This is a genomic window from Kitasatospora sp. NPDC059088 (genome assembly GCF_042738155.1).
Taxonomy (GTDB): domain Bacteria; phylum Actinomycetota; class Actinomycetes; order Streptomycetales; family Streptomycetaceae; genus Kitasatospora.
Genome location: NZ_JBHYGR010000045.1, coordinates 23,953 through 38,850, shown reverse-complemented (window position 1 = coordinate 38,850; position 14,898 = coordinate 23,953). Strand labels below are relative to the sequence as shown.

Below are 14,898 nucleotides of genomic sequence, written 5' to 3'. Positions count from 1 at the left end.
GGTCTGCTGGGTCTGCTGCTGGTGGCAATTGTCCGCCTCGCGGACCTTCACCGGTTCCTACGGATTGTGGCTCACAGGCTCTGGCCGGATTCGAGCTTCGGCAGGACCTGCTTGATGTCGTTCATCGGGATGGCGAAGCCGAGGCCGACGCTGCCGGCGCCGCTGCTGCCCGAGGAGCCGGAGCCGCTGGGCGCGTACATCGCCGAGTTGATGGCGATGACCTGGCCGTTGGCGTTGATCAGCGGGCCGCCGGAGTTGCCGGGGTTGAGGGCGGCGTCGGTCTGGAAGGCCTTGTAGGTGGTGCTGCTGCCGCTGTTCTGCTGCTGCTGGGCGCCGCCGCCGCGCAGGCCGGGCACGCCGGGCAGGAACGGGAGGCCGAAGCCGCCGTTGCCGCTGGTGGAGCCCTCGTCGAGCTGGACGGTGACGTCGCGGTTCTCGGCGCTGATGATGCCGGAGGTGACGGTGCCGGTGAGGCCGTCGGGGTTGCCGATGGCGACGACCGGGTCGCCGATGGCGACGGTGGAGGAGTCGCCGAGGACGGCGGGGGTGAGGTTCTTGGCGCCGCCGGCGGTGATCACGGCGACGTCGAGGTTCTTGTCGGTGCCGGTCACGGTGGCGGGGGCGGTGGAGCCGTCCTTGAAGGTGACGGTGATCCGGCCGCCGGCCGACGCGCCGTCGATCACGTGGAAGTTGGTGAGGATCTGGCCGTCGGCGTTGAGGACGACGCCGGTGCCGGTGGCGGTGCCGTTGCTCTCCTTGACGGTGATCTGGACGACGCTGGGCGAGACGGCGGCGGCGATGGCGGGCACGTTGGCGGTGCCGTCGGTGCGGGCGGAGACGGGGCTGGCGATCGTTCCGACCCGGTTGTCGGAGGACTGCCGGTCGGCGGCGATGACCCCGCCGGTGACCCCGCCGATGACGGCGGCGATCGCGGCGACGGCGGTCACCAGGGCGAGCCGCCCGCGCAGCAGTCCGCGCCGGGCCCGGCCGCCGTGGCGGCCGGGGCCCTCGGAGTCGGAGGGGTGGCCGAGCAGCGTCGGGGGCTCGGGCGGCATCGGCGGCGGCGGGGGCGTCGCGCCGAAGGCGGCACCGGAGTGGTCCTGGTGCTGGCCGTACCCGGCGTACGGGTCGGTGCCGTCCTGGTGGTGGCCGTACCCGGTGCGCGGGTCGGTGCGCGGGTCGGCGCCGTCGGTGTCGGAGCCCAGCACGGTGCCCTCGATGACGCGGGGCTCGTACGGACCGTACTGCTCGCTGGGGTTGTGCCGCTGTTCGCTCATGCCGACCAAGTTCCGCCCGGTGGATGAGGACGGGATGAGAAGCGGCTCAGAACGCGGCGAGAAGCCCGTTGACTTCTCATAAAGCCTGGTCAGGCAGCTCTTGGAGCGGAACCGGCGGTTCCGCTCCGGCTAGTCCAGCGGGGCCCGGTCGGGCGCGGCCCCGCCGCAGCCGCAGGAACGGCGGATGACCAGGCGGGACGGGAACTTGCGGACCCGCTCGGTGTCCGAACCGGGCACCATCAGCGAGTCGTCCAGCACCAGGTCCACGGCGGCCCGGGCCATCGCGTCGCGGTCGGAGGCGACGGTGGTCAGCGGCGGGTCGGCGAGCGCGGCCTCGGGCACGTCGTCGAAGCCGGCCACCGCGAGGTCCTCGGGGACGCGCAGGCCGACCTCGCGGGCGGCCCGCAGCACGCCGATCGCCTGGTCGTCGGTGGAGCAGAAGACGGCCCGCGGCCGGTCGGGCGAGCGCAGCAGCCGCAGCGCGACGTCGTACGCGCCGTAGCGGTGGAAGGGGGCGTCGATCAGGTGCGGTTCGGTGGGGATGCCGTGGGCGTCCATGGCGCGCTGCCAGCCCTCGACGTGGTCGATGACCGGGTCGCCGGGGGCGGGGGACTCCACCGGGCCGCCGAAGCAGGCCACGTACGGGTGCCCGTGCACCTCCAGCAGGTGGCGCACGACGGCCTCGGCGCCGCCCACGTCGTCGGTGACCACCGCGACGTCGTCGATCGCCTCGGGGCGGCGGTGCAGCAGCACCACCTTCGCGCCCTCCATCGCGGCGAACTCCTCGGCGGCGCGCTGGGAGGGGCCCTGGCTGACCAGGATCAGCCCGGAGACCCGCATGCCGAGGAAGGCGCGGACGTAGTGGACCTCGCGGTCGTCGACGTAGTCGGAGTTGCCGATCAGGACGAGCTTGCCGCGCTCGGAGGCGGCCCGTTCGACGGCGTGGGCCATCTCGGCGAAGAAGGGCTGGCGGGCGTCCGGGACGACCATGCCGATCAGGTTGGTCCGGCGGGAGGCCATCGCCTGGGCGACGCTGTTCGGCCGGTAGCCGAGCTGTTCGATCGCCGCGAGGACCTTCTCCCGGGTCGCGGGCGCGACCGGGCGCGGCCCGTTGTTGATCACGTAGCTGACGACCGCGGTCGAGGTCCCAGCCAGTCGGGCTACATCGTCGCGCGTCACCTTGGCCACGGGGGGAGTCTACGCGTGTGGTCCCCGGGGCGGCAGTGGGAGCTGGGGCCGTTCCGGGGCGGGACCGGGAGCAATCCGGACGAGCCGGACGGGCCGACGGCCCGCCCGGCCCGCCCGGCTCCCCGGGCCGGTCCCCGTCAGGCCTCCAGCGGGGCCGAGGGGCGCTGGGCGAGGTCCGGACGCTCGCTCTTGTCGGCCTTCTCCGGGACGACGAAGCGGTAGCCGACGTTGCGCACGGTGCCGATCAGCTGTTCGTTCTCCACGCCGAGCTTGGCGCGCAGCCGCCGGACGTGCACGTCCACGGTGCGGGTGCCGCCGAAGTAGTCGTAGCCCCAGACCTCCTGGAGCAGCTGGGCCCGGGTGAAGACCCGGCCGGGGTGCTGGGCGAGGTACTTGAGCAGCTCGAACTCCTTGAAGGTGAGGTCGAGCGCCCGGCCCTTGAGCTTGGCGGAGTAGGTGGCCTCGTCGACCGAGAGGTCGCCGTTGCGGATCTCCATCGGGCTGTCGTCGGCGGCGACCTGGAGGCGGCCCAGTGCGAGCCGCAGCCGGGCCTCGACCTCGGCCGGGCCGGCGGTGTCCAGCAGGACGTCGTCGATGCCCCACTCGGCGGTCACGGCGGCCAGGCCGCCCTCGGTGACCACCAGGATCAGCGGGGAGCCGATGCCGGTGGAGCGCAGCAGCTGGCACAGGCTGCGGATCTGCGGCAGGTCGCGCCGGCCGTCGACCAGGATGACGTCCGCGCTGGGGGTGTCGACCAGGGCGGATCCCTCGGCGGGGGCCACCCGGACGTTGTGCAGCAGCAGGCCGAGGGCCGGTAGCACTTCGGCGGACGGCTGCAGTGCGTTGGTGAGGAGCAGGAGTGAACTCATACCCGGGGGTCCCCTTTCCGGGTCGTCGCGGTCGCGCCCAGGCTGCCGCCGCAGCCGGTGGGCGCAGGTGCTGAGGGGAGGGGGAAGGACGCCCCGGGGGTCTCGTGGGAGCACTCGGCGCACCGGGGGTCCCGCAACCCGCGGCGCACCGTTTCTGCCCTGTTCATCCCGCGAACCCTCCGGTCTGGTCCGGTCCCGGGTGGCGGCCCGGTGCCGGGTGGCGACACCCCGGCAGGCCCGGCACGTCCTTGTGCCGCGAGAGCGGGGCGGTTCCCGCGAAGCGCCGGGGGTGGGCCGACGAATCGCACGAACGTCCGTACTGGCGTCCTGAAAGCACAAAAGGACCCGGGGGCGACTCTGCCCGGATCCCTCTTGGAGGTCGAGGATAGCCGACCGCTCCGCGTGCCGGGAGTGCGCGAATCCGACGGTTCGCCCAATCCGGGCGTGCGCCTGGTGAGCCTGGCCACAGCTTCGAGCGCCGCTGCGGGCCGGTCGGGCCAGGGCGATTGCCGCTCGCACCGGCGGACACGCCATCATGGGACGCACATCGGCGGCGCTGCCCGGGTCCATCGTTCGGGTGGTCGGGGCACGCTCCGGTGGCGAGCCGGACCGGGTCACCGGGGCCGGGCGAGGACGAACGGAATGGGGTGGCCCGATGGGCGCGACCACCGAGCCCGCGAGCGGCGCCCGGGCGCGCGGGACGATCCGCTACTGGGCGGCGGCGAAGTCCGAGGCCGGGCTGGCCGAGGAGCCGTACGAGGCGGCGACCCTGGCGGAGGCGCTGGCCGCGGCCCGGCAGCGGCACGCCGACCGGCCGAAGCTCGTCCAGCTGCTCGGGCACTGCTCGTACCTGGTCGACGGCGCGCAGGTCGGCGGCCGGGACCACGCGACGGTGGCCCTGACCGAGGGCGGGACGGTCGAGATCCTCCCGCCGTTCGCGGGAGGCTGAGCGGCGTGACGGACATGAACGACCCGAACCACGGCGGCGGCCACGGCAACTGGCAGCAGCAGCCGCAGCAGCCCTATCCGCATCCGCAGCAGTACCAGCAGCAGCACGCGCCGCGGCACCCGCAGCAGCCGCAGCACCCGTACGGCTATCCGGTGGACGACGCCGACGCCACCACCGTGCTGCCGCCGGTGCCTGCCCTGGACGACGCGGCCGCGACCACCCTGCTGCCGCCGGTACCCCCGCTGGACGACGCGGCGACCACGCTGCTCCCGCCCGTCCCGCCGATGGACGACGCGGCGGCCACCACGCTGCTGCCGCCGGTGACGGTCTCCGGCGCGATGCCGGTCGCCCCGCCGCCGCAGTACGGCCGGCCGCCGGTGCAGCAGCCCCCGGCGGCGCAGCCGTACCCGCAGTCGTACCCGCCGCAGGCCCCGCCGCCGCCCTCCCGGGCGCGGCACGCGGCCCCGGCCGGGGCGCCCGCCCCGGCGCCGCGGACCGCCCCGCAGCACGGTGCCCCGCAGGGCGCGCCGGTCGGGCATCCCGCGGCCGCGGTGCCGCCCGGCGGCATGCCGCCCGCGCCGCCCGTCGGGGCGCCCGGCGCCGGGCCGGGCTTCGACCCGCCGACCATGACGCTCAAGCGCCCGGACCTGCCCGCCGCCCCGGCGTACGGCGCCGTCCCGGCGCAGCCGGTGCCGGGCCTCCCGTTCCCGGGGGCCCAGCCCCCGGCGGCGGCCGCGGCCCCGGGCGGTCGGACCGGTTCGCCGATCATCGACCCGGGCCTCCAGCCCGCCCTGATCACCGCCGCCGTGGCCGCGCTGCTGGCCGGCGGTGCCGCGCTGGGGCAGGTGGCGCTGGCCCTGGTGGTGGCGGCGCTGCAGCTGCTCACGGCGGCCGGCTGGTTCCGGCTGAACGGCATGTGGCCGGCCCGGCAGGGCATCCTGCTGGCCGCGCTGTCCGGGCTCACCGCCGATGTGGCGGTGCTGCTGGCGGACGCCGACAGTGGTGCGGCGGCCGTGGTGGGCGCCCTGGGCGGGTTCTTCCTGCTGGTGCTGGTGCTCCAGACGTTCCGCCCGTCGGACCCGAAGGAGCGGTTCTACGCGCTGACCGTGCTGGGTTCGGCCACCGTGGTGACGGCGCTGTGCACCACGCTGCTGCTGGCCGACTGGGTGCCGGCGGGGGTGGGCGCGGTCGCGCTGGCCACCGTGCTGGCGGCGGCTCCGCTGCCCGGGCCGAAGCAGCTGGGCCCGGTGCTGGGTGTGGTCGCCGCGGTGCTGCTGGGCCTGCTGGTGGGTGCGCCGCCGGCGCTGGGCGCGCTCGCCGGCCTGGGGGCGCTGGTCGGCCGCCGGGTCGCGGCGTACGACTTCCCGTCCCGCTTCGTGCACATGACGGCGGGCGTGGCGCTGCCGCTGGCGGTGGCCGCGCCGCTGATCTGGATGGCCACCGGGCTGCTGGCCGGCTGAGTCGGGTACGTCACGACCGCGTCCCGTCCCGGAACCACCGTCCGGGGCGGGACGTCGTACGGTCGTGCGGGAGGGTCGCGCCCGGCGCGGCTCCGGGACGGACGACGGCGACCGGCGACGACGGGGGACACGATGCGCGGATGGCTGAAGGCGACGATCGGCCTGGTGGTGCTCTCCGGGCTGCTGGTGGGCGCGGACCGGATCGCGGTCGGCGTGGCCGAGGACGAGGCCGCCGACCAGCTGGTGAAGAACGGCCGGATGAGCCAGCGCCCGGACGTCACGATCGAGGGCTTCCCGTTCCTCACCCAGGTGGTCTCGAAGAAGCTGGACGACGTCCGGATCTCCTCGGACGGGCTGACCGTCCGGAACAACGGGCAGCAGGTGGCGTTGCACTCCTTCAAGGCGAAGCTGTCCGGGGTCGAGGTGAGCGACAGCCTGAACAGCGCCACCGTGGACAGCGGCGCCGGCAGCGGCGTGATCAGCTACCAGGACCTCGCCCAGCTGCTGCCCCCGGCCTCCCAGCTGATGGGCGGCGCCTCGCTGCCGGTCGGCGGCAACGCCCGGTTGAGCCTGTCGTACGGCGGCCCGGGCAAGGTCAAGGCCTCGCTGGGTCCGGTCTCGGTGGGTGAGGCCACCGTGCACAACACGGGCAACACCATCACCGTGGACGGTCTCAAGCTGAGCTCGCTGGCCGAGATGGTCGCCGGGCTGGGCAACCGGAAGATCGAGCCGGCGAGCTTCACCCTGGACTCGATGCCGGCCGGCCTCCAGCTGGCCGCGAAGGACGGCGTGGCGCCCCTGCCGGAGGGCCTCCAGCTGTCCTTCGAGGGCAAGGACGTCAAGCTGCTGGGCTGACCCGCCGCCCGCCCGCTGCCCGCCCGCCGGCCGCCGCCGGCCGTTCCGAAGGGGCACCCCCCGTTCCGCTCCGCGAGACGCGCTGTCCAGCGCGGACCGCGGGGCGGTGTCGTTTCCGCCCGTTGTGGGCCGTCGGCGGGGGCCCGCCCGGCGCCCGGCGGGCCGCGCCCAGGGCGAATCCCAGTATCCGGTCGTTCTGGTCTCGGCATTCGATACGCTGATGACAGCGGGCCTCCGGTGTCCTTAGCATCGTCGGCATGAAGCGACAGACGGATCTCACGAAGCGGCGGGCGGTCGACCTGTGCCGCGTGGCCGCCTGTCTGTGTCGAATGCGCTGAGTCGGCATCCTGGCAGGGCAGTTCGTGCCCGCCGCCGACCTTCCGGTGACCTCGTCCGGCCCTCGGGGCCGATGGTTCCCGGCCGTGCTCCGCAGTCCTCCGCCCGGTCGTCCCGGTTCTCCTCCTCCGTCCCATCATTCGGACAGGATTTCGGACCGCCTCCGTTCGGGCACCCCGGCAGTACCCCGGCAGCACCCCCGCTGAGCAGCTGAGCAGCACCTTCCGCAAACCGCCCTCGGATGGAGAACACCACCATGAGCCGCAGCGACGTCCTGGTCGACGCCGACTGGGTCCAGGCCCGCCTGGACGACCCGAAGGTCGTCATCGTCGAGGTCGACGAGGACACCTCCGCGTACGACAAGAACCACATCCGCAACGCCGTCCGGATCGACTGGAAGCAGGACCTCCAGGACCCGGTCCGCCGCGACTTCATCGACCAGGCCGGCTTCGAGGCGCTGCTCAGCGCCAAGGGCATCGCCAACGACGACACCGTCGTCCTGTACGGCGGCAACAACAACTGGTTCGCCTCGTACGCCTACTGGTACTTCAAGCTGTACGGCCACGGCGACGTCCGCCTGCTGGACGGCGGCCGCAAGAAGTGGGAGCTGGACTCCCGCGACCTGGTCGCCGAGGTCCCGGCCCGCCCGGCCACCGCGTACCAGGCGCAGGCCGTGGACTCCTCGATCCGCGCCTTCCGCGACGACGTGATCGCCGCCATCGGCACCCTCAACCTGGTCGACGTCCGCTCGCCCGACGAGTTCTCCGGCAAGCTGCTCGCCCCGGCCCACCTCCCGCAGGAGCAGTCGCAGCGCCCCGGCCACGTGCCGAGCGCCCGCAACATCCCGTGGGCGAAGAACGCCAACGACGACGGCACCTTCAAGAGCGACGACGAGCTCAAGGCCCTCTACGAGGCCGAGGGCATCGACCTGGCGAAGGACACCATCGCCTACTGCCGGATCGGCGAGCGCTCCGCGCTCACCTGGTTCGTGCTGCACGAGCTGCTCGGCCAGGAGAACGTGAAGAACTACGACGGCTCGTGGACCGAGTACGGCAGCCTGGTCGGCGTGCCGATCGAGCTCGGCAGCAACTGAGCCCCCGGCTCGACCCGTAAGTCAGAAGGAGACAGACATGTGCGGTGCGAAGGCCGGCGGGCCGGACCTGGCAGGAGTTGACGTGGCGAACGAGACGATCATCCAGGGTTCGGTGACCCGCGACGGTGAGCCGGTCAACGGCTACGTCCGGCTGCTGGACGAGAACAACGAGTTCACGGCCGAGGTGCCCACCTCGGCGACCGGCCAGTTCCGGTTCTTCGCCCGCCCGGGCAAGTGGACCCTGCGGGCGCTGGTCCCGGGCCAGACCGTGGACCGTCAGGTGGTGGCCTCCCAGGGCACCGCCGTCGAGGTCGCGATCGCGGTCTGACCGGCACGGACGATCACGCCGAGGGCCCCTGCCGCGCGGGGGCCCTCGGTCGTACCGTGGAAGACGTGCAGACGAGGCGTCGGCGGCGCTACTACTACGCCATGATGGGCGTGTGCCTGGGCCTGTTCGTCCTGGCCTGGGGCGTGGTGCGGTTCTTCTCGGTGGGAGCCGCGGTGGGACTGTGCGTGGTCGCGATGGTCATCCCGCCGGCCGCTGCGGTGTTCGCCAACAAGCGGGACCCGGACGACGACTGGTGGAACGACCCGCGCTGGGAGGACCCGAAGTGGGACGAGCCCGGCCACGACCGGGACCGCCCCGACCGGGACCGCCCCGACCGGGACCGCCCCGACCGGGACCGCCCCGACCGCGAGGAACGCCCGTAGGGCGTCAGTAGACGAGCGCCTGGACGTTGTCCGCCATGATCTCGCTGACGAAGACCTGCGCCCCCGCGATCCGGACGCCCTCGACGGTGTCCTTCTGGGTGATCCCGCGCCGGGCCGCGCACTGGGTGCACAACGTCACCGAGCCGGAGGCCAGGATCGACTCCAGCAGGTCCGGCAGCGGTGCGGCGTGCGGCAGCTCGAACTCCGCGGCCCTCCCCGGCACCGCGAACCAGGAGGACTCCCCGGTCAGCCACAGCGAGACGTCGATCCCGCTGGCGACGGCCACGGCCGCCACCGTGAAGGCCTGTGAGCACCGCTCGGGCGCGTCCGCACCGGCGGTCACCTTGATGACGAGCTTCTTCGACATGGCGCCACCTTAGAGGTCCCGCCGCCCCCGTCCGCCGTCATCGTGGAATCCCGTGGGCAAACCTTGAACGGCGCCCCGGGGGAGGCGGCGCGGCGGCTACGCTGCGGCGCGGAAGCCGACGTGGTGGGGCTCACCGCGACCGACCGTAGCCCTCCGGATAGAGTGGGCGCGAGCAAAATCCACCACACTGTCGCCGCCTGGGAGCCCCCCGTGTCCGGTCTGGAAATCTTCTTCGACGGTCTGCTGGCCCTGATGGCCGTGCTGATCACCTGGTTCGCCATCTTCTCGGTGATGAAGCTGTACCAGGGCCAGCGCTGACCCTGCCGTACGGTTGAGGCAGACCGCACCGACCACGACAGCGACCAGGAACATGATCGAGATCCCCTCTGACCTCCACAGGGACGTCGTCCCGCTCGCCTTCCTCCTCGGTACCTGGGAGGGCGCGGGCGTCTATGACTTCCCCGGCACGGAGAAGTGCAACTTCGGCCAGGAGATCGTGATCCGCCACGACGGCCGCCCCTTCCTGGAGTTCCGCTCCCGTACCTGGGTGCTGGACGAGGAGGGCGAGAAGGTCCGTCCGCTGGAGAACGAGCACGCCTTCTGGCGCATCACCAGCAACCACGACGGCACCAGCGGCGTCCGCGGGATCGAGATCTCCTCGGTCCGCGACGACGGCACGGTCGAGATCTGGTACGGCGAGCTGGCCGACGGCAAGCCGCAGGTCGACGTCTCGACCGACGCGGTGGCCCGGATCGAGGGCTCCCCGGAGTACTCCGGCGGCAAGCGGCTGTACGGCTTCGTCAACGGCGAGCTGCTCTGGGTCGGCGAGAAGGCCGCCCCGAACGTGCCGCTGCGCCCGTACATGTCCGCGCAGCTCAAGAAGGTGCTCAGCCCGGCCCAGCTGATCAAGGACATCAACGACCTGCCGGACGACGGCATCGCCTTCTTCAAGTAGGCCCGTCCCGGGACGTTCTGCGCACGAGGTAGGGACCGGCCGCCGGCCGGTCCCTACACTTGTCCCAGGACCCCCGACCTTGGCAGGGACAGAAACCGTGGCGGACACCGGCACCACCGACTGGCAGCTCTCGGGCGACTGGAAGACCGACCTGCGCGAGCGCGGCTACCGCCTCACGCCGCAGCGGCAGCTGGTGCTGGAGGCCGTGGACGCCCTCGACCACGCCACCCCCGACGACATCCTCTGCCACGTCCGCAAGACCGCCAGCGGCATCAACATCTCCACCGTCTACCGGACCCTGGAGCTGCTGGAGGAGCTGGGCCTGGTCTCGCACGCCCACCTCGGCCACGGCGCCCCGACCTACCACCTGGCCGGCCGCCACCACCACCTCCACCTGGTCTGCCGGGACTGCGAGAAGGTCACCGAGACCGACACCGAGATCGCCCAGCCGCTGGTCGACCGGCTGCGCGAGCAGCACGGCTTCGACACCGACCTCAAGCATTTCGCCATCTTCGGCCGCTGCGCCGACTGCGCCGCCGGGCGGGCCGACGAGCGGTCGTAAGCTGGCCGGTATGACCGGTGTGAAGAGCCCGCTGCTTGCCCTGCCCGGAGCCGTCCCCGCCGAGGGGGCCGACGAAGGCGTCGCCGCCCACTACGGCGACATCTTCCGCGAGCAACGGAACCTGTCCCGGGGCACCGGCTTCGTCGACCTCTCGCACCGCGGTGTGCTCACCGTCACCGGTGCGGACCGCCTCGCCTGGCTGCACCTGCTGCTCACCCAGCACGTCAGCGGGCTGGAGCCGCAGCACGCCACCGAGGCGCTGGTGCTCTCCCCGAACGGGCACGTCGAGCACGCCCTCTACCTGGTCGACGACGGCACCACCACCTGGGCGCACGTCGAGCCCGGCACCCAGGAGGCGCTGATCGGCTACCTGGAGAGCATGAAGTTCTTCTACCGGGTGGAGGTCGTCGACGCGACCGCCGACTACGCCGTGGTCCACCTGCCGGCCGGCTCCACCGGCTCCGTCGAGGGCGCCGCCGCCGTCCGCGAACTCCCGTACGGCCGCGACCTGTTCGTGCCGCGCGCCGAGCTGGCGGAACGCACCGCCGGGTACGGCCCGGCGGCCGGCGTCTGGGCCTACGAGGCGCTGCGGATCGAGGGCCACCGGCCCCGGCTCGGCTTCGAGACCGACCACCGGACCATCCCGCACGAGGTGGACTGGCTGCGCACCGCCGTCCACCTGCAGAAGGGCTGCTACCGCGGCCAGGAGACCGTCGCCCGGGTGCACAACCTGGGCCGCCCGCCGCGCCGGCTGGTCTTCCTGCACCTGGACGGCACCGAGGAGACGCTGCCCCCGCACGGCACCGAGGTGCGGCTGGCCTCCGACCCGGACGGCCGGGCGCTGGGCCTCGTGACCTCCTCGGCCCGGCACCACGAGCTGGGGCCGATCGCGCTGGCGGTCGTCAAGCGGAACGTGCCGGTGGACGCGGTGCTGCTGGCCGGCACGGTGCCGGGCACCCAGGACGTGATCGTCCCGCAGTAGGCCGGGCAGGGTCCGGGGCGGGTCCGGGGCGGGGCCGGGGCCTCACGGCACACCGGCCCGGGGCCCGGCCCTCGGGCCCTCCGGGCCTCAGACCTCGACGAGGACGGTGAACGGGCCGTCGTTCACCAGCGCCACCTGCATGTCGGCGCCGAACCGGCCCGTCTCCACCTTGGCGCCCAGCGCGCGCAGTTGGGCCACCACCTCGTCCACCAGCGGCTCGGCGACCGGCCCGGGGGCGGCGGCGGTCCAGGTGGGCCGGCGGCCCTTGCGGGCGTCGCCGTAGAGGGTGAACTGGCTGATCACCAGCAGCGGGCCGCCGATGTCCGAGCAACTCTGCTCCACGCCCTCGCCGTCGACCGGCAGGATCCGCAGCGTCCAGAGTTTGCGGGCCAGTTGGGCCGCCTTGGCCGGGGTGTCCTCGTGGGTCACGCCGACCAGGACGCAGAGCCCGGGCCCCTCGATCGCGCCGACGGTCTCTCCGGCCACGGTCACCCGGGCCTCGGTCACTCGCTGCACCACTGCTCGCATGCCGCCATTGTGCCGGAGCACCGGGGCGCCCCGTGGGGTCTCGGGGGAATCCGGGGGCGTACACCTGGGGCGCGCACAAGGGTGGCGCACGCCGTGCAGTGCGCGCCTGCGCAGGTTCGGGCGCTGCTCCTGCTGCGGAAAGGCCCGGTCATATCAGCCACCCCCGTTCGCCAGGGGGCCGTTCGGGTGCACGGGCGGTGCGCGCGCGCCGGGTGGGGTGGCACGCTGGGGGACCGCACGAAGGCCCGGCGCGCCTGGAGGTCCGCCGCACCGGGCCGGGTTCGGCCGGGCGGTCGAGCCGGTAGGTCAGGCGTTCTGTCGGGGTCGCCCCGGCGGGTGGTCCCGGCCGGGGAGTGGAACCCTTCGGGGCCCCCGGGCGTGCCAACGGACGGGACGCACGAGCCCGTCGGGGGACGGGCCGGGCCGGCGGCAGGGACGGGGTGCCGCGAGCGGGCGGGATCGGACGACGGCAGGTGGGCTGGATGATGGACGCGAGCAGCGCGGCGTGGAGCCGTTCCGGACCGGTGGCGCAGGCCGCCGGGGACCGGTCCTGGACGGCCGTCCGGGACGGCGAGCCGGACCTGGAGGCGCTGGGCCTGGACCAGCTGCGGATCCTGCGCCGGGAGACCCTGGCGCAGGAGGCCGACCTGTCCTACCTGCGGCGGCTGCTGCACGGGCGGATGGACATCCTGCGCGCCGAGCTCGACCGGCGCCCCGGCGGCGGCCCCGCCCACCCGTCCCCGGCGGCCGGCGAGGAGCCCGGCGGCGACCTGCTGGACCGGCTGCCGGCCATCCTGACCGACGCGCCCTCCACGGTGCGGCGCTCGGCCCGGCACGTCACCCTCGGCCCGCCGCGCACCCAGGAGTCCCAGCTGGAGGCGGACGCGCTGATGGGCGACGTCCAGCTCGCCGACCTGGCGGCCCACCCGGCGGAGGAGCTGCTGGCCGCCCTGGAGCGGCTGCGCGCCCACGAGCGCGAGGTGTCCGGCCGCCGCCAGCGGCTGCTGCGGACGGCGGACGGTTGCAACGCCGAGATCACCCGCAGGTACCGTGATGGGGAAGCACGGGTCGACGACCTGCTCTCGGAGAGGCCGCTCTAGACCGGGTGAGTCGTCGCGGGGTGGGTGGGGTCCGGCTTCCTCCCGGCCCACCCCCGCCCCCGGAAGGCTCCGCGATGTCCCAGTCCGCCACCCCGCCCGTGCTCGCCGAGGTCATACGCTCGGGCTTCACCGAGGGCCGGCACCACGGCTCCCTGGTCCTGCTGGCCGCCGATGGTTCGGTGGGGTTCGCGCTCGGCGACCCCGACGCGCCGGTCTTCCCCCGCTCGACGGCCAAGCCGTTCCAGGCGATGGCGACCCTGCGGGCCGGGCTGGCGATCGAGGGCGAGCTGCTGGCCCTGGCGGCCTCCAGCCATTCCGCGGAATCGTTTCACCTCGACGGCGTACGGGCCATCCTGAGCTCCGCCGGCCTCGACGAGTCCGCCCTGCGCACCCCGGCCGACCTGCCCCTGGACGAGACCGAGGCGGAGCTGCTGCTCGCCGCCGGCGGACGGCGCGCCCCGATCCTGATGGACTGCTCCGGCAAGCACGCCGGCTGGCTGGCCGCCTGCGTCGCCAACGGCTGGGACACCGAGACGTACCTCGACCCGGCGCACCCGATCCAGGAGCTGGCCCGCGAGGCCCTCGCCGAGGGCACCGGCGAGACCCCGGCGCACACCGGGGTGGACGGCTGCGGCGCCCCGCTGCTCGCCGTCACGCTGACCGGCCTGGCCCGCGGCTACCGCCGCCTGGTGCTGGCCGGGGAGGGCACCGCGCAGCGGCGGGTGGCCGACGCGATGCGCGCCCACCCCGAGTACGTGGCCGGCACCCGCCGGGCCGACACCCTGCTGATGCGGTCCGTTCCGGGCGCGCTCTCCAAGATGGGCGCCGAGGCCGTCCAGGTGGTCGCGCTGGCGGACGGCCGGGCCCTCGCCTTCAAGATCGACGACGGCTCCGAGCGGGCCCGCGGCCCGGTGCTGGCGGCGGCGCTGCGCCGGCTCGGGGTGACCGGCGCGGACGACGCGGTCGAGCGGATCGGCGCGGCCCCGCTGTTCGGCGGCGGCGCCCCGGTCGGCGAGGTCCGCGCGGCCTTCTAGGGCGTGTCTGACCATTCGCGTCGGATCAGCGCGCGGCGTTGGGGTGCGTGCATCGCAAGGCGGAGGAGGGAGCCCAATGCAGCGCATTGGCGACCGACGACAACGCGGCGAGGTGCGTGCCCCGGCGTCGCACGCCCGGCGGGAATTGTCAGACACGCCCTGGGAAGCGCCTCGGCGGCTCCGGCTTCCGGCCGGCTTCCGGCCGGCCTTCGGTCGGCCGTCGTCGGGGTGCGGGCGGGGCGGGGGCGGTGCACGGTGGACGGGGGCCGTCGCACAGCTGAGGGAGTCCGCCATGACCGACCACGTGTACCGGGTGACCGAGATCGTCGGGTCCTCGACCGAGAGCGTCGCCTCGGCCATCCGCAACGGGGTGGAGCGGGCCTCCCGGACGCTGCGCAACCTCGACTGGTTCGAAGTCACGGAGATCCGCGGCCACATCGAGGAGGGCCAGGTGAAGCACTACCAGGTCGGGTTGAAGGTCGGCTTCCGGCTGGAGGACTGAGCCTCCCCGAACGTCTCCTCGAACGCCTCCCGGAACGGCAGGGGCCGGGGAGTGCTGGTCGCGGCGGGCGACCAGGCCGAGGCGGGCGTTCGTGGCGGCGTCCGTCAGCGGGACGGCCCGCAGGCCGACG

General features: G+C 73.9%; 18 protein-coding genes. 13 read left to right on the top strand and 5 right to left on the bottom strand.

Annotated elements, in window-relative coordinates; genetic code table 11:
- Positions 1-71: 71 nt before the first annotated feature.
- The 3 genes from ACFWXO_RS21390 to ACFWXO_RS21380 all read right to left on the bottom strand — a co-directional run bounded on the left by ACFWXO_RS21390 (position 72) and on the right by ACFWXO_RS21380 (position 3,334).
- The gene (locus ACFWXO_RS21390) at positions 72-1,277 is read right to left on the bottom strand and encodes a S1C family serine protease (RefSeq protein ID WP_380525372.1); all 1,206 of its coding nucleotides are present in this window, start codon (positions 1,275-1,277) and stop codon (positions 72-74) included.
- A gap of 129 nt (positions 1,278-1,406) precedes the next feature.
- Positions 1,407-2,465 carry a LacI family DNA-binding transcriptional regulator gene (locus tag ACFWXO_RS21385; protein WP_380407359.1) on the bottom strand — a complete coding sequence of 353 codons (1,059 nt, stop codon included), beginning with the start codon at positions 2,463-2,465 and terminating at the stop codon, positions 1,407-1,409.
- 137 nt (positions 2,466-2,602) lie between these two features.
- Entirely contained in the window at positions 2,603-3,334 is a 732-nt protein-coding gene (locus ACFWXO_RS21380; RefSeq protein ID WP_375888784.1) for a winged-helix domain-containing protein, read from the bottom strand.
- A 655-nt stretch (positions 3,335-3,989) separates the two neighbouring features.
- On the opposite strand from ACFWXO_RS21380, the gene ACFWXO_RS21375 reads away from it, so the two are divergent.
- The 7 genes from ACFWXO_RS21375 to ACFWXO_RS21345 all read left to right on the top strand — a co-directional run bounded on the left by ACFWXO_RS21375 (position 3,990) and on the right by ACFWXO_RS21345 (position 8,738).
- Positions 3,990-4,283, top strand: coding sequence for a MoaD/ThiS family protein (locus ACFWXO_RS21375; RefSeq protein WP_375888782.1), 294 nt, complete (start codon positions 3,990-3,992; stop codon positions 4,281-4,283).
- Between the two features lie 5 nt (positions 4,284-4,288).
- Entirely contained in the window at positions 4,289-5,743 is a 1,455-nt protein-coding gene (locus ACFWXO_RS21370) for a hypothetical protein (RefSeq protein WP_380525371.1), read from the top strand.
- A 132-nt stretch (positions 5,744-5,875) separates the two neighbouring features.
- On the top strand, positions 5,876-6,598 hold the full coding sequence (locus ACFWXO_RS21365) for a DUF2993 domain-containing protein (protein ID WP_375888778.1): 723 nt from the start codon (positions 5,876-5,878) through the stop codon (positions 6,596-6,598).
- Between the two features lie 257 nt (positions 6,599-6,855).
- Complete coding sequence (locus ACFWXO_RS21360; RefSeq protein ID WP_350517234.1) at positions 6,856-6,936, top strand: Ms5788A family Cys-rich leader peptide; 81 nt, start codon at positions 6,856-6,858, stop codon at positions 6,934-6,936.
- Positions 6,937-7,190: 254 nt separating this feature from the next.
- Complete coding sequence (locus tag ACFWXO_RS21355) at positions 7,191-8,027, top strand: sulfurtransferase (protein WP_375888776.1); 837 nt, start codon at positions 7,191-7,193, stop codon at positions 8,025-8,027.
- 37 nt (positions 8,028-8,064) lie between these two features.
- Entirely contained in the window at positions 8,065-8,355 is a 291-nt protein-coding gene (locus ACFWXO_RS21350) for a DUF1416 domain-containing protein (protein ID WP_030288989.1), read from the top strand.
- Positions 8,356-8,456: 101 nt separating this feature from the next.
- Positions 8,457-8,738: a hypothetical protein gene (locus ACFWXO_RS21345; protein ID WP_380525381.1), complete on the top strand. Its 282-nt coding sequence runs from the start codon at positions 8,457-8,459 to the stop codon at positions 8,736-8,738.
- A gap of 4 nt (positions 8,739-8,742) precedes the next feature.
- On the opposite strand, the gene ACFWXO_RS21340 is transcribed toward ACFWXO_RS21345, so the two are convergent.
- A complete protein-coding gene (locus tag ACFWXO_RS21340; RefSeq protein ID WP_375888771.1) occupies positions 8,743-9,105 on the bottom strand; it encodes a DsrE family protein in 363 nt (120 codons plus the stop codon).
- Positions 9,106-9,475: 370 nt separating this feature from the next.
- Here ACFWXO_RS21340 and ACFWXO_RS21335 point away from each other — a divergent pair, with 370 nt between their 5' ends.
- The 3 genes from ACFWXO_RS21335 to ACFWXO_RS21325 all read left to right on the top strand — a co-directional run bounded on the left by ACFWXO_RS21335 (position 9,476) and on the right by ACFWXO_RS21325 (position 11,604).
- Positions 9,476-10,060, top strand: coding sequence for an FABP family protein (locus ACFWXO_RS21335; protein ID WP_380525370.1), 585 nt, complete (start codon positions 9,476-9,478; stop codon positions 10,058-10,060).
- A 79-nt stretch (positions 10,061-10,139) separates the two neighbouring features.
- Positions 10,140-10,622, top strand: a complete 483-nt coding sequence (locus ACFWXO_RS21330) for a Fur family transcriptional regulator (protein ID WP_375888768.1) — start codon at positions 10,140-10,142, stop codon at positions 10,620-10,622.
- A gap of 19 nt (positions 10,623-10,641) precedes the next feature.
- Positions 10,642-11,604 carry a YgfZ/GcvT domain-containing protein gene (locus tag ACFWXO_RS21325; RefSeq protein ID WP_375888864.1) on the top strand — a complete coding sequence of 321 codons (963 nt, stop codon included), beginning with the start codon at positions 10,642-10,644 and terminating at the stop codon, positions 11,602-11,604.
- Between the two features lie 87 nt (positions 11,605-11,691).
- Here ACFWXO_RS21325 and dtd read toward each other — a convergent pair whose 3' ends face one another.
- A complete protein-coding gene (dtd, locus tag ACFWXO_RS21320; protein ID WP_375888765.1) occupies positions 11,692-12,132 on the bottom strand; it encodes a D-aminoacyl-tRNA deacylase in 441 nt (146 codons plus the stop codon).
- A 482-nt stretch (positions 12,133-12,614) separates the two neighbouring features.
- Here dtd and ACFWXO_RS21315 point away from each other — a divergent pair, with 482 nt between their 5' ends.
- The 3 genes from ACFWXO_RS21315 to ACFWXO_RS21305 all read left to right on the top strand — a co-directional run bounded on the left by ACFWXO_RS21315 (position 12,615) and on the right by ACFWXO_RS21305 (position 14,768).
- Positions 12,615-13,232: an ABC transporter substrate-binding protein gene (locus tag ACFWXO_RS21315; protein ID WP_375888762.1), complete on the top strand. Its 618-nt coding sequence runs from the start codon at positions 12,615-12,617 to the stop codon at positions 13,230-13,232.
- A 74-nt stretch (positions 13,233-13,306) separates the two neighbouring features.
- Positions 13,307-14,266: an asparaginase gene (locus ACFWXO_RS21310; RefSeq protein ID WP_380525369.1), complete on the top strand. Its 960-nt coding sequence runs from the start codon at positions 13,307-13,309 to the stop codon at positions 14,264-14,266.
- A 292-nt stretch (positions 14,267-14,558) separates the two neighbouring features.
- Positions 14,559-14,768, top strand: a complete 210-nt coding sequence (locus ACFWXO_RS21305; RefSeq protein ID WP_375888757.1) for a dodecin — start codon at positions 14,559-14,561, stop codon at positions 14,766-14,768.
- The last annotated feature ends 130 nt before the right edge of the window (positions 14,769-14,898 follow it).